Annotated in this window: 14 protein-coding genes; 6 read left to right on the top strand and 8 right to left on the bottom strand. The window is 62.7% G+C overall.

Features of this window, described 5'->3' with window-relative positions; translation table 11 throughout:
* The first annotated feature begins 4 nt into the window (after nt 1-4).
* From ACIQ2A_RS09670 to ACIQ2A_RS09660, 3 genes are all read left to right on the top strand, one after another.
* Nucleotides 5-1,507, top strand: coding sequence for an AMP-binding protein (locus tag ACIQ2A_RS09670; protein WP_398478317.1), 1,503 nt, complete (start codon nt 5-7; stop codon nt 1,505-1,507).
* A 123-nt stretch (nt 1,508-1,630) separates the two neighbouring features.
* Nucleotides 1,631-2,869 carry a GGDEF domain-containing protein gene (locus ACIQ2A_RS09665; RefSeq protein WP_398478315.1) on the top strand — a complete coding sequence of 413 codons (1,239 nt, stop codon included), beginning with the start codon at nt 1,631-1,633 and terminating at the stop codon, nt 2,867-2,869.
* A gap of 71 nt (nt 2,870-2,940) precedes the next feature.
* Complete coding sequence (locus tag ACIQ2A_RS09660) at nt 2,941-3,345, top strand: PRC-barrel domain-containing protein (RefSeq protein WP_398478313.1); 405 nt, start codon at nt 2,941-2,943, stop codon at nt 3,343-3,345.
* A 164-nt stretch (nt 3,346-3,509) separates the two neighbouring features.
* Here the strand turns inward: ACIQ2A_RS09660 and mfd are convergent, their stop codons facing one another.
* Nucleotides 3,510-7,031 (bottom strand): transcription-repair coupling factor, encoded by a 3,522-nt coding sequence (mfd, locus tag ACIQ2A_RS09655; protein ID WP_398478311.1) that lies wholly within the window; start codon nt 7,029-7,031, stop codon nt 3,510-3,512.
* The gene (locus ACIQ2A_RS09650) at nt 7,028-7,318 is read right to left on the bottom strand and encodes a succinate dehydrogenase assembly factor 2 (protein WP_398478309.1); all 291 of its coding nucleotides are present in this window, start codon (nt 7,316-7,318) and stop codon (nt 7,028-7,030) included. Before ACIQ2A_RS09650 ends, mfd begins: the two co-directional genes overlap by 4 nt.
* A gap of 191 nt (nt 7,319-7,509) precedes the next feature.
* On the opposite strand from ACIQ2A_RS09650, the gene recG reads away from it, so the two are divergent.
* On the top strand, nt 7,510-9,615 hold the full coding sequence (recG, locus tag ACIQ2A_RS09645) for an ATP-dependent DNA helicase RecG (RefSeq protein ID WP_398478307.1): 2,106 nt from the start codon (nt 7,510-7,512) through the stop codon (nt 9,613-9,615).
* 2 nt (nt 9,616-9,617) lie between these two features.
* Here the strand turns inward: recG and ACIQ2A_RS09640 are convergent, their stop codons facing one another.
* The 5 genes from ACIQ2A_RS09640 to glmU form a co-directional block, all read right to left on the bottom strand.
* The gene (locus tag ACIQ2A_RS09640; RefSeq protein ID WP_398478305.1) at nt 9,618-9,920 is read right to left on the bottom strand and encodes a hypothetical protein; all 303 of its coding nucleotides are present in this window, start codon (nt 9,918-9,920) and stop codon (nt 9,618-9,620) included.
* Between the two features lie 9 nt (nt 9,921-9,929).
* Entirely contained in the window at nt 9,930-10,718 is a 789-nt protein-coding gene (locus ACIQ2A_RS09635) for a DUF502 domain-containing protein (RefSeq protein WP_398478303.1), read from the bottom strand.
* Nucleotides 10,719-10,890: 172 nt separating this feature from the next.
* Entirely contained in the window at nt 10,891-12,717 is a 1,827-nt protein-coding gene (gene glmS / locus ACIQ2A_RS09630; protein ID WP_398478352.1) for a glutamine--fructose-6-phosphate transaminase (isomerizing), read from the bottom strand.
* A 95-nt stretch (nt 12,718-12,812) separates the two neighbouring features.
* Nucleotides 12,813-13,172 carry a hypothetical protein gene (locus ACIQ2A_RS09625; protein WP_398478301.1) on the bottom strand — a complete coding sequence of 120 codons (360 nt, stop codon included), beginning with the start codon at nt 13,170-13,172 and terminating at the stop codon, nt 12,813-12,815.
* Nucleotides 13,169-14,521 (bottom strand): bifunctional UDP-N-acetylglucosamine diphosphorylase/glucosamine-1-phosphate N-acetyltransferase GlmU, encoded by a 1,353-nt coding sequence (gene glmU, locus ACIQ2A_RS09620; protein ID WP_398478299.1) that lies wholly within the window; start codon nt 14,519-14,521, stop codon nt 13,169-13,171. The genes ACIQ2A_RS09625 and glmU overlap by 4 nt, the downstream gene beginning before the upstream one ends.
* Before the next feature lie 159 nt (nt 14,522-14,680).
* On the opposite strand from glmU, the gene ACIQ2A_RS09615 reads away from it, so the two are divergent.
* On the top strand, nt 14,681-15,937 hold the full coding sequence (locus ACIQ2A_RS09615; RefSeq protein ID WP_398478297.1) for a hypothetical protein: 1,257 nt from the start codon (nt 14,681-14,683) through the stop codon (nt 15,935-15,937).
* A 118-nt stretch (nt 15,938-16,055) separates the two neighbouring features.
* On the top strand, nt 16,056-16,436 hold the full coding sequence (locus ACIQ2A_RS09610; RefSeq protein ID WP_398478295.1) for a hypothetical protein: 381 nt from the start codon (nt 16,056-16,058) through the stop codon (nt 16,434-16,436).
* Here the strand turns inward: ACIQ2A_RS09610 and ACIQ2A_RS09605 are convergent.
* Nucleotides 16,396-17,958, bottom strand: a complete 1,563-nt coding sequence (locus ACIQ2A_RS09605; protein WP_398478293.1) for a beta-(1-6) glucans synthase — start codon at nt 17,956-17,958, stop codon at nt 16,396-16,398. The two genes, ACIQ2A_RS09610 and ACIQ2A_RS09605, sit on opposite strands and share 41 nt — an antisense overlap.
* Between the last annotated feature and the right edge of the window lie 19 nt (nt 17,959-17,977).

Below are 17,977 nucleotides of genomic sequence, written 5' to 3'. Positions count from 1 at the left end.
TCTCGTGACCTCACCCAGCACCTCCCCAACCCTTGATGGACTCTTTCGCCGCTCGCTGCTTCGGCACCCGGAGGCGTTGGCCCTTGTCGACCCCGCCGACAAGATGCGCGTCACGCAGACGCCGCCGCAGCGCCTCACCTTTGCCGCAGCGGATCGTGAGATAAATGCACTGACGGCGCATTTTATCGAAATGGGCCTGCCGCCCGGCTCGGTCATCGCCGTACAGCTTCCAAACACCATCGAATTTGTCCTGACGGTGCTTGCTGCGCACCGCGCCGGGCTGGTTGTGGCTCTGCTGCCGCAGCTGTGGCGCCAGCACGATCTCACGACGGCACTCAACCGCACCGGCGCCCGCGCGATCGTCACATCGAGCAAGATCGATGGCGTCAGCCACGCCGATCTCGTCATGAATGCCGCGGCCGAAGCCTTTTCGATCCGCTATGTCGGCGGCTTCGGCGACGATCTGCCGGAAGGCATGATCCCGCTCGACCATATCCTGGCCGGCCCCTTCATCGAACCGCTGCCGCCTGCGCCGGATGCGCGCAGCGCCGCGATCATCAGTTTCGACATCACTGCCGACGGGTTTCGCGCGGTGCTGCGAACGCATCTCAACCTGATCTCCGGCGGACTGGCCGTCTTCCTCGAAAGCGGCATGCCGCAAGGCGCCAGCATGATGTCGGCGCTGGTACCGACATCCTTCGGCCATCTCGCCTCGTCGCTGGTGACGTGGCTGCTATCCGGTGGCGTCTTGTCGCTGCATCATCCGTTCGACAGCGCCGTGCTGGAGCGTGAGATCGTCGATGGCGACTGCGACGTCCTCATCGCGCCCGCTCCTTTTGCGCAAGGCCTTGCTGAAGGCGGCCTGCTCGACCGCGCCCCGATGCTGCAACATGTGATCGGCCTGTGGCGCGCGCCGGAACAGGCGGAAAGTTCTGCCGCGTGGCCGGCGACACAAGCAAGCTTCACCGACGTCTATCTGTTCGGCGAAGCCGGTCTGTTCGGCGCGATCCGCGCGAGCGATGGCCTGCCCACCACCATCATGTCCGGCCCACACGGTGCACCGCGCGCCGCGGCTGGCACGGCGGTTGCCGGTGAGACGCTCCTGACGCCACGCGGCACGCTTGGTCTGCGCGGCCCGATGGTGCCGGTGCTCGCCTATACGGCCCAGACCGATGCCAGCAATGGACTGATCGCTGCCAAGCCGCTCGATTATGTGGATACCGGCTATCAGGCGCGACTGGATCGGGCGACCGGCGCGCTGCATATCACCGCGCCACCATCCGGCGTCATGGCCGTGGGCGGCTACCGCTTCCTGGCACACGACCTCGGCGAATGGGCCAAACGGCTCGGCGACAATGCCATGCTCACGGCGCTTCCCGATCGCCTCAGCGGCTACCGCCTCGCCGGCCGTGCCAGTGACAACGGCCGTGCGCGGGAGGCCCTCACGGAGCTCGGCCTCAATCCGCTGATGGTCGAAGCGTTTCGCGATCGCGCCGCACCGGAGTAGCCCGGGCGGCTGCGCCCAAAACACCAATAATCTCAGGGTGTTTTCGATCCTTGTCATTGACCGCGCATTAACGACATCACGCTAGCGTGACCCTACTTATATCCTTTCAGGGTTTTCGCGCGCATGTCCGATCAGGCGACCATCGTTGCCATCTCCAATCAGCAACCTGCGCCCTTTGCGACAGCCCTGGCCGACAGTTACATCTTTCCGGTGATCGATGCGACGTGGCGCACGGCGCTCGAAGCAATCGCGCAGGTGCAGCCCGCCGCCGTGGTGGCATGCGCGACAGCCGCCGACATGCCCGCTTTCGAGCAACTCGCCGCCAAGCTCGGCGCACGTCAGCCCTATATCCCACTGATCGCCGTCGATCCGGAAGGAGCGCTGGCCGGACACGCCATTCCGATCGTGGGCGCAAACGGGCAGTTCGAGCGCCTTGGTGCGCGGCTGCGGAATGCGCTGCGCGTGCGCGCCTTGCATGCGACGATTTTGCGTCGCCTCACCGCCGACAATCTGCACACATTCACCACCAATGCGCCGGACCCGCTCGATGATGCGACGGTCATGTTGGTCGGTCGCGGCGGCAGCCATGCCGGGCTGTCGGTGGCTCTTGGCGAGCACATCAGCGTGGTCGGTGCCCTGAGCATCGAGGCCGCCGCCAAGCACCTCAATGCCCGCGACCTCGACGGCGTCGTGATCGGCGACGGATTCACGCCGCGTGTGCTCGATGCGTTCCTGACTGTGCTGGCGGAAGATCCGCGCTTCCGCAGCCTTCCGGTGATCGTCACGTCACCGGGGTTTGCGCAAGATTACGATCTGGCAAATCTGGAAGTCGTCATCGGCGATCCCGACCACGTCGCCAAACTGGCGCTGCCGCTGATGCGGCAGCACGCGTTCGAAGCACGGCTAAACCGGACGCTGCGCTCTATCGACTCCGACGGGCTGATCGATGCGACCACCGGGTTGCTGACGCCCGAGGCGTTCGATCGCGACCTGGCGACGGCAGTTTACCACACTCAGACGCGCGGCGGAGGTCTATCGGCCGCACGCTTCACCTTCAAGGACATCTCGCTGCGCGCCCAGCGTGACGCAGCCCGGATTATCAGCCGGCTGATGCGCAAGATCGATTTCGGCACGCTCTGCGCCGATGGCTCTATCGTGGTGGTGTTCGCCGAGACAGATCCGCGCAATGCGCATATGATCGCGCGGCGCCTCTCCGCGGTGATGAAGCACACCATGCATGGGCCGAAGCGCGATGCCCGCAACGAGCCGCGCGTGAAAGTGACTGGCATGACGCCGGACGATTCCGCGAAATCACTGCTGCTGCGTTTGCAGGATGCAACGGCGCAGCGCGCGGCTTCATGACAATTCGGCCATGGACGGAACAATGCCCGTTGCCTCGTATTGTCGGGGTATCCAAAACGGAGACAACGACAATGAAAAAATTCGCAATCATCACCGCTTCGCTTGCCGTGCTCGCCACCCCGGTTCTGGCACAGACCGCGACGGCGCCCGCAGCGACCACGACGGGCGCAGCACCGGCCGAGGCCAAGTATTCCACCGTGTCAAAAGATGAAATGTTCTCGTCCAAGCTCAAGGGCCTGAATATCACCAATCAGGCCAATGAGACTGTCGGCGAGATCACCGACCTCGCGATCAAGAACAATCAGGTGGACGCGCTGATCCTGTCGGTTGGCGGCTTCCTTGGCGTTGGTGAGCGCTACGTGGCCGTGTCGCCCGCATCTGTGAAGGTCGCCCTCAAGGACAACAAGTGGGTGGCGACGATGAACACCACGAAGGATGCGCTGAAGGCCGCCCCGGAATTCAAGTATCCGAAGTAAGACCGGATCAGATCAAGCAAAGGGCCGCCGACAGCAATGTCGGCGGCACTTCGTGTTTTTCTATCGTTATTGCGAGCGTAGCGAAGCAATGCAGCTTTCACATGTTCCTTGTGGATTGTTTCATCGCTAAGTTCCTCGCAATGACGTCGCAACTGTCGCCCAAGCTACGCCGCCTTCTTGCCGCTCTCGGCGAGGCTTGCGAGATCGCGCAAGATGTCCGTCGCACCTTCGAGGCGGTCCTCCGGCGTATCCCATTCCTGCAGGAAAACCACCTTCATATCGGGACGGACCTTGGCGGCGGCGCCGTAGCGGCGGATGAATGCCACCAGTTTCTCCGGCTCTGCAAAGCTGTTGTCGCGGAACACCAGCGACATGCCCTTCGGGCCGGCATCGACCTTCTCGACATTGGCACGGCGGCAATAGGCCTTGATGGCAGCGATCTTGAACAGATAGCGCACCTCGTCCGGCAGCACGCCGAAACGGTCGCGCAGTTCGGCCGCGAAGCTCTCGATATCCTCGTCATTGTCGAGGTCGGCAAGACGGCGATACAGCGACAGCCGTACCGACAGATCAGCCACGAAATCATCTGGGATCATTACCGGCATGCCGAGCGTGATGCTTGGCGACCAGCGATCGGCGATCGGTTCGGAGATGCCCGACTTGAGCGCCAGGATCGCCTCTTCAAGCATTGATTGGTAAAGCTCGAAGCCGACTTCCTTGATGTGGCCGGACTGCTCTTCGCCAAGCAAATTGCCGGCGCCGCGGATGTCGAGGTCGTGCGAGGCGAGCTGGAAGCCCGCGCCGAGGTTTTCCAGCGATTGAAGCACCTTCAGGCGGCGCTCCGCCTGCCCCGTGATCTTCTGCTTTTCCGGTAGCGTGAACAGAGCGTAGGCACGCAGCTTCGATCGACCGACGCGACCACGCAGCTGATAGAGCTGCGCAAGACCGAACATGTCGGCACGATGGATGATCAGCGTATTGGCATTCGGAATATCGAGACCGGATTCCACGATCGTCGTGGAGAGCAGGATGTCGTATTTGCCATCATAGAAGGCCGACATGATGTCCTCGATGACGGTGGGCGCCATCTGGCCATGGGCCACCGCCACCTTCATTTCCGGGACATGCTTGTCGAGGAATGCCTTCACTTCGGCGAGGTCATCGATGCGCGGCACCACATAGAAGGCCTGCCCTCCCCGGTAGCGCTCGCGCAGGAGGGCTTCGCGGATCATCAAGGGATCATGCGGCGCGACGAAGGTGCGCACGGCAAGACGGTCGACCGGCGCCGAGGCGATGATCGAGAGATCGCGCACGCCGGTGAGCGCAAGCTGCAGCGTGCGCGGGATCGGCGTCGCGGACAGCGTGAGGACGTGAACGTTCGCGCGCAGCTGCTTGAGGCGCTCCTTGTGGGTCACGCCAAAGTGCTGCTCCTCGTCGACCACGACGAGGCCGAGATCCTTGAACTTGATGGACTTGCCAAGCAGCGCATGGGTGCCGACGACGATGTCGACGGAGCCGTCCGCAAGGCCCTTCTTGGTTGCCGTCATTTCCTTCGGCGTCACCAGGCGCGAGGCCTGCGCGACATTGACAGGGAAGCCGCGAAAACGCTCGGCAAAGTTCTTGGCGTGCTGACGCGCCAGCAACGTGGTCGGGACGACGACAGCGACCTGCTTGCCCTCCATGGCCACGCCGAAGGTCGCGCGCATCGCAACCTCCGTCTTGCCGAAGCCGACATCGCCGCAGATCAGGCGATCCATCGGCTTGCCGCTTTCGAGATCATGCAGCGCCGCGTCGATGGCGTTCTGCTGATCCTCGGTCTCCTCGTAAGGAAACCGTGCGCAGAATTCGTCATACTGTTCGCGCGGGATCGCGATCTTTTCGGTCTCGCGCAGATGGCGTTCGGCAGCGATCTTGATCAGCTCGCCGGCGATTTCCTGGATGCGGTTCTTGAGCTTGGCCTTACGCGCCTGCCAGCCGGAGCCGCCAAGCTTGTCGAGCTCCACATTGGTCTGGTCGGAGCCATAGCGCGACAGCAGCTCGATGTTTTCGACAGGCAGATAAAGCTTCGTCTCATTGGCATAGCGCAGCTCGAGACAGTCATGCGGCGCGCCGCCGACTTCCAGCGTCTGCAGGCCGACGAAACGGCCGATGCCGTGTTCCACATGGACGACGATATCGCCAGCCGAGAGGCTTGTGACTTCCGAGATGAAGTTGTCGAGCTTGCGGCTCGCCTTGCGCGGACGCACGAGGCGGTCGCCGAGAATGTCCTGTTCGCTGATCACAGCGACATTGTCGGTCTCGAAGCCGGACTCCATGCCGACCACCGCCAGCGAAGCCTCGTTGCGTGGCACGGCATTCACGGCGCGCCAGGAATTCACCATCTGCAGATTGAGCAGCTTGTGGTCCTTCAGCATGCTCGCCATGCGGTCGCGCGAGCCTTCGCTCCACAATGCGACGACCACTTTCTTGCGTACCGACTGCAGCGACTGGATATGCGCAACGACACGCTCGAACACATTGACCGATGTATCGGCGCGCTCCGGCGCGAAATCACGGCCTTGCCGCGCCCCCGCATCGACAGTGCCCGCAGTCCCCTCAGGTACTGCAAAGGGCGACAGACGCGCCACAGCCGTCCCATGCAGCCGCTGCTTCCATTCGTCTTCGGTCAGATAGAGTCTGTCTGGCGGCAGCGGCTTGTAGATGGCGCCGCCACCCGCCATGCCCATGACGTCCTTGCGGGCCTCATAATAATCCTGGATCTGCCTGAAGCGCTCGCTTGCGGCATCTTCCGCCAGCGGCTGCATCACGATCGTTGTGCGCTCGAGATAGTCGAACAGCGTGTCCATCTTTTCATGGCACAGGGGCAGCCAGTGCTCCATGCCGGGATAGCGTCGGCCTTCGCTCACGGCTTCATAGAGCTGGTCGTCACGCTCGGGCGCGCCGAATTCGGCGACATAGCCCATACGGAAACGGCGGATGGTCTCGGTCACCAGCTGGAATTCGGAGACCGGAACGAGATCGAGACCGCGCATGGTCAGTTCGGTGCGCTGGGTCTCTGCGTCAAACGTGCGGATGGATTCCAGGCTGTCGCCGAAGAAGTCGAACCGCACGGGCATTTCCAGGCCGGCAGGAAACAGATCGAGAATGCCGCCGCGCACGGCATATTCGCCGGGCTCGCGCACGGTCGAGGAGCGGTTGTAGCCGTTATGCTCGAGCCAGGCGACGATATTGTCCATCGGCACTACATTGCCCGGCGCCACCGACAGCGCCTGCGCAGCAACGATGTCGCGCGTCGGCACCCGCTGCACGATGGCATTCACGGTCGTCAGCACGATCATCGGCTTGTCGCTGCCGGTCAGGCGCGACAACTGTGCCAGCGCGGTCATGCGCTGTGCGAGAACACCGGCAAACGGCGAGACACGGTCATAAGGCTGGCAGTCCCAAGCCGGGAACTGGAGCACCGGCAGGTCCGGCGCGAAGAATTCCAGCGCGCGTGCCAGCTGCTGCATCCGCGGGCCATCGCGGCACACCACGGTAAGGCTCACCGCCGGCGGCTTCGGTTTGGCGGCAACGGCACGGGCGAGGTCGGCGACGATCAGGCCTTCGGCACCTTCGCTCACATTGGCAAAAGTCAGCGCCTTGCCTGGAAGGAGCTGCGAGGCCGGCGAGGCCACGGGAGACTTCATACGGGCTTGTCCAGATTGCGGAACTCTTTGATCCGCGCAAATAGCGGCGTGTGGTATTCCGGCGCCAGCTGCGTGTCACCGACAAAGGCTGGATAAAGCTCGGGATCTTCGAGCGCGATCAGGGCTTCAAGCTGCGTCAATTCAAGGTCGGCAAGAATCCCGATCTCTGCGTCGGCGAAGCGGCCGAGGATGAGGTCCATCTCGCGCGTGCCGCGATGCCAGCAGCGATACAACAGCCGCTTGCGGCGATCATCCAAGCCGTTGCTTGATCGTGTCGTTCCCGTCATCCGTCCGTTCCCTAACGCGTGAAGTCAAACGCCAAAAGCCCGGACAGGCCGGGCTGGGTGCATATAGCGACCACGCGTTGCGTTGTCAGCACCTCACGCACGCAATGGGGGCCTGCGCGGATTGCTTTCGCTCCAAAATGCCTTCAAGTCTGGCGGTATCCGGCGAATTCTGCCGTTCCATGAGTCGTCCGATGCGCCCTGAAGTGCTCAATTCGCTGTTCGCGCCGATCACAGCCATGACCGGGATCGGCCCGAAACAGGAAAAACTGTTCCGCTTCCTGCTCGGCCGCGACGAGACCCCGCGCATCGTCGATCTGCTTTTGCATCTGCCCGCCAGCTTAATCGACCGCCGCCAGCGGCCGAAAATCAACGAGGCCGAGATCGGCGCCATGGTGACGCTGGAGGTCATCGTCGAACGCCATCGCCCGCCGCCACCCGGCCGTTCGCGCGCACCGCATCTCGTCTATTGCGTCGACGATACCGGCACGGTGATCCTGACCTATTTCCGCACCTATCCCGGCCAGATCGAAAAACTGCTGCCCGAGGGCGAGAAGCGCTACGTCTCCGGCACCACGCAATTATTCGACGGCATGCTGCAGATGACCCATCCTGACCGCGTGGTGGATGAGGAAGGTTTTGCAAAGCTCACCGGCATTGATGCGGTCTATCCACTCACACAGGGCCTCGCGATCACGGCGCTGCGCAAGGCGATCGCGCAGGCACTGACAAAACTGCCGGATTTGCCGGAATGGATCGGCGCCGATGTCATTCGCCGCTGCAAGTTTCCGTCCTTTGCCGATGCGCTTCAGCGTGTGCATGTCCCGCAGGAATTGACGGACATCCTGCCGGACGGCCCGTTCTGGTCACGCCTTGCCTATGACGAGTTGCTCGCCGGCCAACTCGCCCTGGCGCTGGTGCGCGCGCAACTCCGGCGGCCGGCCGGCGATCGCAATGCCGGCGACGGCGCCCTGCGCCGGAAGATTATCGACGCCCTGCCCTATGCACTGACGCCATCGCAACAGCAGGCATCCGCCGCGATTGCCGACGATCTCACGCAACCAGTCCGCATGCTTCGCCTGCTGCAAGGCGATGTCGGCTCGGGTAAGACGGTGGTGGCTTTACTGGCCGCTGCGGCGGTGGCCGAGGTCGGCAAGCAGACCGCGCTGATGGCGCCCACTGAAATTCTCGCGCGCCAGCACGTCAAGACCATCGCGCCCCTCGCCGAACGCGCCGGCCTCACCGTCGCCATCCTCACGGGCCGAGAAAAGGGCCGTGAACGCAAGGATATTCTGGCGCGACTGGAGGCTGGCGAGATCGACTTCCTCGTCGGCACCCACGCGCTGATCCAGGACGACGTGATCTTCAAATCCCTCGCGCTTGCCGTCGTCGATGAACAGCATCGCTTCGGCGTCCGTGAGCGCTTGGCGCTCACCAACAAGGGATCCGCAGTGGATGTACTCGTGCTGTCGGCGACACCGATCCCGCGCACGCTGGTGCTGACCTATTTCGGCGATATGGACATCTCGGAGCTGCGCGAAAAGCCGGCGGGCCGCCAGCCGATCGAGACACGCACCTTTTCGGCAAGCCGGATTCGCGAGATCATCGACGGTGTCGGCCGCGCGGTTGATCAAGGCAAGCTGATTTACTGGATCGTGCCGCTGGTTGAAGAATCCGAAATGGATGGCCCCAAGCTCACCAATGCGGAAGAGCGTTTCGAAAGCCTGCAACAACGTTTCGGCGACAGGGTCGGCCTCGTCCATGGCCGCATGCGTGGGCCGGAGAAAGACGCCGCAATGGCGCGCTTCGCCGCCGGCGAGACACAGATCCTCGTGGCGACCACGGTGGTCGAGGTCGGCGTCGATGTCCCCGCAGCCACCATCATGGTGATCGAGAATGCCGAGCGTTTTGGCCTCGCGCAATTGCATCAGCTACGGGGCCGCATCGGTCGCGGCTCGGAGGCCTCGACCTGCCTGTTGCTGTATCGCGAACCGCTTGGCGAGATCGCCAAGAAGCGCCTTACCGTGATCAAGGATTCGACCGACGGCTTTCGGATTGCCGAGGAGGATCTGAAGTTGCGCGGGGAAGGCGACGTGCTGGGAACACGGCAAAGTGGCCTGCCCGGCTATCGCATCGCGCGCCACGAGGTTCATGCGCAGCTGATCACGCAGGCGCGCGACGAAGCGCAGCGGATCCTGCAAGATAATCCAAAATTGACAGGCAAACGCGGCGAGGCGCTGCGTTGCCTCCTTTATCTGTATGAGCGTGATGAAGCGATTTCGCTGCTCGGCGCGGGGTAGCTCTAGGCCGTGATCCGCGCAAACAACGCACGTCCAAATGTCCAGCATGCGCTAGGAATCGTCGGAGATCCGATATACGTCATAGCGAGCACACTCGCCGCAGCATTTGCGATCCACCACGGCCGCTCCGGAGTCGAGAATCCCAACCCAGAACACGCGATGCTCACGAAGAACGCAGCATAGGCAATCCAGACCGAAAGCCACGGATGGCCATGGCCGGCGATGCGCAGTTCGGTGATAGCCGTCACCAGAACGCTGACGACAAAGATCGCCCAGACCAGCGTCGATGTCTTGAAACCGCGCATACCGAGCGTCTAATCGACCTTCGCCGGTTGCTTCGTCACATTGGCCACGCGGGACTTTTTCGCCATCTCCGCCAATGCCGCGATCTTTTTCTGCGGATCGGAGCCAGGCTGCACCACGCCTGCCGACATGATCAGTGTGGCCGCGGCCTCCGCCGACATGTCGATCTCGATCAACTTGCTCTTCGGGACATAGAAGAAGAAGCCGGTGGTCGGGTTCGGCGCGCAAGGCAGGAACACGGAGATATGCTCCTCCTCGCCCGGCAGCTTGTCGGCCACCTCGACGCTTGGCGGCTGCGAGATCAGTACCAGTGACCACATGCCGGGCGACGGAAACTCCACCATCCCGACTTTGCGGAAGCTCGAACCATTGCCCGAGAACAGCGTCTCGAACACCTGCTTGAGACCACGATAGATCGCCCGCACCACCGGCATGCGGCCAAGCAGGTTTTCGCCGAGATCGACGAGGGAGCGACCGATGAGATTGGCGGTGAGAAATCCGAGCAAGGTCAGCGCCACGAAGGCGACGACCAGGCCGGAGCCGGGAATGCCGTAAGGCAGCCACTGCTCGGGCCGATAGGCTTCCGGCACCAACGGCCGCACCAGACCATCGACCCAGGTGACGAACCACCAGGTCAGATAGAAGGTGATCGCAATCGGTCCGGCCACGATCAGGCCGGTCAGGAAATAATTGCGAATGCGCGCCATGAAGCCCCGTGGGGCGTCGGGCGGCAGTTCGCCCAAAGGCGGCGTGGGCGGCAGTTCGGTGGGCTGCATCAAAATCTCGGCGTCAGAAGTCATGGGCGACGCGCGACTGCGCCGGCATCCCTTGGATGGGTATCCTAGCAGGATTTTGCCAGTACGGGGAAAGACACCTTTTGGACGATCCCGTCAGGATCGCCCCAAAGTGGAACACAAGCCTTTGAAATCATCGCGGTCCGAGCCTGCGGCGCAAGACCTGCGACAATCCGGCCTACTCCACCGTAACCGATTTCGCCAAGTTGCGCGGCTGGTCCACATCCGTCCCCATGACCACGGCCGTGTGATAAGCGAGCAGTTGCACCGGCACCGCATAGACCAGCGGCGTGAAGGCCGCAGCCATGTCAGGCATCACGATGGTGACCATGGAGTCCACGGTGGCCTCCTCGGCGCCCTTGGCGTCGGTCATCAGGATGATGCGGCCGCCGCGCGCCGCCACTTCCTGCATGTTGGACACGGTCTTGTCGAACACCCGGTCATAGGGCGCAATCACGACGACTGGCATCTTTTCGTCGATCAATGCGATCGGGCCATGCTTGAGTTCACCGGCGGCGTAGCCTTCAGCGTGGATGTAGGAGATTTCCTTCAGCTTCAGCGCACCTTCCATCGCCAGCGGATAGCTGGTGCCGCGGCCGAGATAGAGGACGTCTTTCGACTTGGCGATGTCGCGCGCGAGCTTTTCAATCTCGTGCTCATGCGTCAGCGCTTCGCTCATCAGCCGCGGGATCTCGACCAGCCCATGAACCAGTTTGGCCTCATCCACGTCGGATAGCTCGCCGCGTGCCTTGCCGGCAGCGACGGCAAGCGCGGCCAGCGTCATCAACTGGCAAGTGAACGCCTTGGTGGAGGCGACACCGATTTCCGGGCCAGCCAGCGTCGGCATCACGGTCTCGCTCTCGCGCGCAATCGTCGAGGTCGGCACGTTGACGACCGCGAGCGTATGCATGCCCTCGGCCTTGGCATAGCGCAGTGCCGCCAGCGTATCGGCGGTTTCGCCGGACTGCGAAATGAAGATCGCCAGATCGCCCTTGCGGACCGGTGCTTCGCGATATCGGAATTCGGACGCCACATCGACCTCGACGGGCAGCCGTGCAAATCGCTCGAACCAGTATTTTGCGACATAGCCGGCAAGGCTTGCGGTGCCGCAGGCAGCAATGGAGATGCGCTGGACGTCCTTGAAGTCGAACGGCAATTCAGTCGGCAGCGAAATACGCTCGCTCGCCATATCGACATAGCGCGCCAGCGTGTGGCCGACGACTTCCGGCTGCTCGTGAATCTCCTTGGCCATGAAATGGCGGTAGTTCGCCTTGTCGACCATGAAAGCGGACGCACCGGACTTGAGCACCTCGCGCTTGGCGGGCTTGTTGCTCTCGTCAAAAATCTCACAGCCCTTGTGGTTCAGCACCACCCAGTCGCCATCTTCGAGATAACAGACGTCGTCGGTAAGCGGCGCCAGTGCGATGGCATCGGAACCGAGATACATCTCGCCGTCGCCAAATCCCACTGCCAGCGGCGAGCCCTTGCGGGCGCCGATCATGAGGTCGTCGTGATCCTTGAACACGAAAGCAAGCGCAAAGGCGCCTTTCAGCCGCGGGAGCGTCTGCTTCACGGCCTCAACCGGCTTGATGCCCTTCTTGACGAAGGAATTGACGAGGTGAGCGACGACTTCGGTGTCGGTCTCGCTGGTGAACACCGCACCCTGCTTTTCGAGCTCGATGCGCAGCTCGCGAAAATTCTCGATGATGCCGTTATGCACGACCGCGACACCGTCAGCGGCATGCGGATGCGCATTGGCCTCGGTTGGCTTGCCGTGAGTGGCCCAACGCGTGTGGCCGATGCCGATATGACCAGCCAGCGGCTCCTTGCCGAGTTTGGCCTCGAGATTCTTCAGCTTGCCCTCGGCGCGACGACGCGTGACGTCGCCCTTCTCCAGCGTCGCAACGCCGGCAGAATCGTAGCCGCGATATTCGAGCCGCTTGAGCGAATCCACGATCTGTTCAGCGACCGGGCCGCGCCCGAGAATTCCGACAATGCCGCACATGCGTGAGGTGATCCCCAATAAAAATCATAATGCGGTTCCAGCAGCCGAAACCGAGCTTGGACCCCTCTTAACGAGAATCGCGAATGTCTTGGTACTCAAGAATTATTGCCGATTGAGACAAGTTGACGTGTCTGCGCGACGATTTTGTCCGTCGCGTTTAACAAAGCCTCAACAGGTTTCCTGAAGACTTTCGATCGGAATGGAGTCGACGTCATGTGGGAGCCGCGAAATCCGAGGGAGCCGCGATCCATCGCAGGGACCAGACTGCGCCAGATCGAGATGCACAACAGTCGCCTCGCCCATTGGCCGCCGCCGATGCGCGATACGGTGACACCGCCATCCCACGAGCCTCCGCCAAACGCCATTCCCGACGAGCCGATCAAAGCACCGCCACGACGTAACTGGTTCTTCAAAGGCAAACCAGGCGGCTGACCGCAGCCGCCCGCCATCGTCACTTCGATTTCTTCAGTCCGGCATGCTTGTCGCGAAAGCGTTTGCCCCAGCCATCCTTCGTCGCAACCTCGTTACGCTCCACTGCGAGCGCATCGTCCGGCACGTCGCGGGTGATCACCGAACCTGATCCGATATAAGCACCACTGCCGATTTTCACTGGCGCCACCAGGGATGAATTCGAACCGACGAACGCGCCAGCGCCGATGATCGTCTTGGCCTTGTTGAAGCCGTCATAATTGCAGGTGATCGTTCCCGCACCGATATTGGCGCCGGCGCCGATCTCGGTGTCTCCGATATAAGTGAGGTGGTTGACCTTGACGCCTGCAGCCAGCTTCGCCGCCTTCGTTTCCACGAAATTGCCGATCCGTGCGCCCTCGCCCAGCGACGTGCCCGGCCGCAAGCGCGCATAGGGACCGACCGAGACCTTCTTGCCGATCTCCGCCTGCACGATATGGGAGAAAGCATGGATGACAGCGCCATCCGCAATGCTGACGCCTGGTCCGATCACCACATATTGCTCGATCATGACGTCGGCACCGAAAGTCGTGTCGGCGGAGAGATGTACCGTCTCCGGCGCAACGATGGTAACACCGGCATCGAGCGCCGCCTTGCGCAGGCGCTGCTGCATGATCGCTTCGGCCTCCGCGAGCTGCGCCTTGGTGTTGATGCCGCGGACCTCGTCTTCGTCGGTTTCGATGACGGTCGCCTTGAGGCCGAGGCTGCGAACGATCTCGACGGCGTCCGTCAGATAATATTCGCCCTTGCTGTTGGCCTTGCCGATCTTTTCGATCACGTCGAGCGCCGTTTTGCCTGCAAACGCCATCACACCGGCATTGCACAGATCGACCTTGCGTTCCGCTTCGCTTGCATCGGCCTGCTCGCGAATGGCGACCAGTTGCCCGTCCTCGACCAGCAACCGGCCATAGCCCGTGGGATCCTGCGCGCGAAAACCAAGCACCGCCAGCGTCGCACCATCCCTGAGCGGGGCACGCAGGCGCTCGAACGTGGCGGCCGAAATCAACGGTGTGTCGCCGAACGCAATCAGCAGATCATCAGCGCCCTTGGCAATGGCATCTTTCGCAGCCAGCACCGCATGAGCCGTGCCGAGACGTTCTCGCTGGACAAATGTCAAAGCATCCGTGCGCGCGCGCGTCGCTTCGGCGGCAACATCTTCACGATCCGGCCCGACGACCACTGCGAGCGCAGAGCCTGCCCCTTGGGGCGCCGCCGCCAGAACATGCGCAAGCAGCGACTGGTTCGCCACCTGATGCAGCACTTTCGGCAATGACGACCGCATTCGGGTGCCCTCGCCGGCCGCGAGTACAATCGTAAGACTGGTTCTGCCGGTCATCGCAAAATCCTCATTCGTGCTTTGCCGACGTCATAGCGGCTTTTCGCCGCCGCCGGAAATCGCTTTCCTTCACGCCGTGGCTTCGCGACGTCAGGTTCGCGACGGTTTCCTGATAATGTCGGATCGTGATTCGGGGCGACGGGACGACGCAGACGTCGGATGGCTGACAAGCGCGACCAGTGGGCGGAGTCCTTCTCAGCAGAGCCGCAAGGCGGCTGGCTGACGGGATTTCTAGCTGAAGAGAGAAAGGGAAGCCGGCGCCTGATGTGGCGACTGGGGTCTTGGGGCGTGGCTGCCGTCGGCGCGGTCTCCCTTTCCGTGCTCGCCAGCCAGTATGAGATCCAGCTGCGCCGCGATCAGTTCACGGCTACCGATACGCTGAACCGTCAAGAGCAACAGCTTGAGCGCCTGACCAAAGAGGCGCAGGCGGAGAACCGCCGCCTGTCCCAGGCCATCGATACGCTCAACCGAGATCGCGACCGGCTGTTCACGCGCGTGACGTCGATGGAGAAGAGCCTGGAATCGGCCACAGGCTCGATCCTCACACGGCAGACTTCGCCAGCCCTTGCTCCACGCGAACCCGCCCCGCAGATCGCAGCACCCGCGACCCAGCCAGCACCGTCCCCCTCGACAACAACCGAGTCGAAGTCCGCCGTCACGGCGCCTGATCTGCCGACGATGCCGACAAAGCCACTCGCCAGCGCCGCCGCCGACACGGCAGCAAAAGCATCTCCCGAATCCTCGGCCTTGACGCGCGCGGCCGATCCCGCAGCGCCAACGTTGGAAGAGAAGACGGACCCGGAACCAACCGCATCGGTGGTGGAATCTCAGACTGCCGCAAAGAAAGCGCCCGAGCCTGTTCCTCTCCAGATGGCCGCTACCATCCCGGCCCCGGTTGAAGTGGCGACCCTCGTGGCGCGGACCGAATTTGGGATTGATATCGGCACGGCCAATTCCATCGACGGCCTGCGCGCGCTTTGGCGTGGCCTGTCCAAGACACCTGCCTTGAATGGCCTGCGCCCCATTATCGTGGTGCGGGAACGCAGCAATGGTCTCGGCATGCAGCTTCGCCTGGTGGCGGGCCCGCTGACCGACGCCGCTGCCGCCGCCCGCCTTTGCGCCACTCTGGCAGAGAGCAAGCGCAGTTGCGAGACCTCAGTGTTCGACGGCCAGCGCCTGGCTCTCAAGGATGAGGTCGCGCCGGCACATCGACCGACCGCAGCTGTGCAACCAGCCCCGAAGCCACCGCGCCCGCCGCAACAACGCCGCACCGCGCCGAAGCCGGAGCCGGCTCCCGTACCGAAGCCTGAAGAGCGATCGGAGCTGCCACCGCCCAAGCCGGTCGAGGAAGCGCAGGCCCAAGCGCCCAAGCCGGCGCCCTCGCTGTCTAACCTCCTGGGTTTCAGTCGGGAATAGAAATCTTTCTTCGCAAGAACCGCTTAGGACCAATAGCTCAAGTAATTTCTAGCTGAACATCGTAGTGCGAAGGCTTACCGGCTTGTCCCCAAGCCCGAACCGCAGCATAGTCAGGACCATGAAAAAAGATCCGTTCCGCCTCAGCCCTTACGAAGTCCAATGGTTGCTTGTCGTCGGTTTCGCGGCCGTCGGCTATGCCGTCTACCTGCGCTACATGGCCGTCGAAATGTCCGCGGTCGCACTCGCCTGCGACGCGGGCTCCCAGACCATGCTGTGCAAGAGCCGGCTGGTGGCGACCTATCTGTTCAAGAATTCGGTCTTCGGCATCGCAGCGATCGTGATCGCGCTGCTCAACCTGCTGCGCCCCTCGATCGTGCTGATCACCGGCGCCGTCATCGCCGCCGGTCTTGGCATCGTGCTTTACAACATTGCCCTGTCGGGCATCGCGATCGGCCTGCTTATCCTTGGATTTGCGCGGCCCGCGCCCGCCACAGCGTGATCGCGAACAGTAGATAGATCGCGCAGGTCCACAGCGACTGCCAGTTATCCGGCCCCTCGTTGAAGCCGATATAGACCAGTGAGGCCACCAGCAGACCAGCAAAGGTGGCTTCGGCGATCGGCCGAGTTCCCTCGGCGCGCCGGTTCACCGTCATTAGGCCGGCGAACGGCACCACCGCCATGGTCAGGGCCGCGAACGGGAAGTCCCGATAACGGGGATCGAAAACGAAGCCGAGCGCAGTTTGCGCCGCGATTAGCGCCGTCACGATCAAAATCAGCCCGAGCAAAACCGTGGTGAAGCTGCGGTTCTGATACGGACGCGGCCCTAGCAGCTCCAGGAAGGTCGGCAAGGAGCGGCCCGACATGGTCGCATAGGCGCAAAGTAGCGGCGACAGCACGGCGGCAGCGAGCAAAGCGCCCCACTGGATCCAGCGGCCGGTGCCATAACTTTCATAGAGCAGCTTGTCGACGGCGACGCCGAGCAAGGCACCGGCAACGGTCGCCGAGACCGCCACCGTCAGCCAGGCCGAAAAGCGCGGCGTCCACGGCTTGCGGCGTAAGGTCAGCATGCCGGTCAGGAACACCAGCACGCTGAGGCCGAGACCGAGACCCATATGCAGCTTCCAGGCCGGGTAATTGCTGATCGGCACGCCGGCCGGATATTTCAGCGCGCGCGCATCGGCATCGTACAGGCCCCAATAGCCGCCTACGGTGCCTTCCAGATCACGCTTCCATGGCTGGTCATAGGCTTCGATCAGATTGACGCGGAAACCTTCACGCTTGGCGAGATCGAGAATTTCCGACACCACCCGGGCCTGGTTGTCACGGGACGGCAGTGCGCCATCGCGCATGCGGCCAGCGCTCGGCCAACCGGTCTCACCGATCAGGATCTCCTTGCCGGGGAACGCCACGGCGACACGCTTGCGGATCGAATCGACATGTGACGCCGCATGTTTGGCTCGGATCGGGATGTCCTCCCAATACGGGAGAATGTGGATCGTCACGAAATCCACGGCGTCATAGAGTTCGCGATTCTTCAGCCAGAACTCCCAGACATCGGCATAGGTCACCGGCATCCGACCGACCTGCGCCTTCACCGAGCGAATATTGCCGACCAGATCGGCCGCAGTCATTTCGCCGCGCAGCAGCACCTCGTTGCCGACCACCACGCCAGTGATGACATTCGGATAGCGCTTGGTCAGATCGACCACGCCGGCGATCTGGGCCAGGTTCTTCAAACGGTTGCTGCCCAGCCAGACGCCCTGCAGCACCTTGAGCCCGACTTTGCCCGCCAGTTCCGGCACCTGGTCCAGACCGTTATCGATGGAATAGGTGCGGACGCATTTCGAGATCTGGGCGAGCTGCGCCATGTCGGCAGCGATCTGCTCGGCCGGGATGATCGCGGTCGAATTCAGCGGCGTCTGCTCGCCGCGGAACGGCGCGTAGGACACGCATTCCAGCTTGTCGGCAGGATCGATCGGGGCACGCACGAGGGCGATCGGCGTGGCAAGCCACCACCACACCGCTGCGATCGTACCGAGT

Origin of the sequence: Tardiphaga sp. (genome assembly GCF_044336785.1) — a bacterium.
Taxonomy (GTDB): domain Bacteria; phylum Pseudomonadota; class Alphaproteobacteria; order Rhizobiales; family Xanthobacteraceae; genus Tardiphaga.
This window is presented reverse-complemented; position numbering and strand designations above follow the sequence as displayed.

Excerpts from the sequence above, each read along its gene's own strand:
- glmU (WP_398478299.1), bottom strand. The coding sequence starts at position 14,521 with ATGACCGGCAGAACCAGTCTTACGATTGTACTCGCGGCCGGCGAGGGC.
- recG (WP_398478307.1), top strand. The coding sequence starts at position 7,510 with ATGCGCCCTGAAGTGCTCAATTCGCTGTTCGCGCCGATCACAGCCATG.
- ACIQ2A_RS09610 (WP_398478295.1), top strand. The coding sequence starts at position 16,056 with ATGAAAAAAGATCCGTTCCGCCTCAGCCCTTACGAAGTCCAATGGTTG.
- ACIQ2A_RS09635 (WP_398478303.1), bottom strand. The coding sequence starts at position 10,718 with ATGACTTCTGACGCCGAGATTTTGATGCAGCCCACCGAACTGCCGCCC.
- ACIQ2A_RS09665 (WP_398478315.1), top strand. The coding sequence starts at position 1,631 with ATGTCCGATCAGGCGACCATCGTTGCCATCTCCAATCAGCAACCTGCG.
- ACIQ2A_RS09615 (WP_398478297.1), top strand. The coding sequence starts at position 14,681 with ATGGCTGACAAGCGCGACCAGTGGGCGGAGTCCTTCTCAGCAGAGCCG.
- ACIQ2A_RS09640 (WP_398478305.1), bottom strand. The coding sequence starts at position 9,920 with ATGCGCGGTTTCAAGACATCGACGCTGGTCTGGGCGATCTTTGTCGTC.
- glmS (WP_398478352.1), bottom strand. The coding sequence starts at position 12,717 with ATGTGCGGCATTGTCGGAATTCTCGGGCGCGGCCCGGTCGCTGAACAG.
- mfd (WP_398478311.1), bottom strand. The coding sequence starts at position 7,031 with ATGAAGTCTCCCGTGGCCTCGCCGGCCTCGCAGCTCCTTCCAGGCAAG.
- ACIQ2A_RS09660 (WP_398478313.1), top strand. The coding sequence starts at position 2,941 with ATGAAAAAATTCGCAATCATCACCGCTTCGCTTGCCGTGCTCGCCACC.
- ACIQ2A_RS09650 (WP_398478309.1), bottom strand. The coding sequence starts at position 7,318 with ATGACGGGAACGACACGATCAAGCAACGGCTTGGATGATCGCCGCAAG.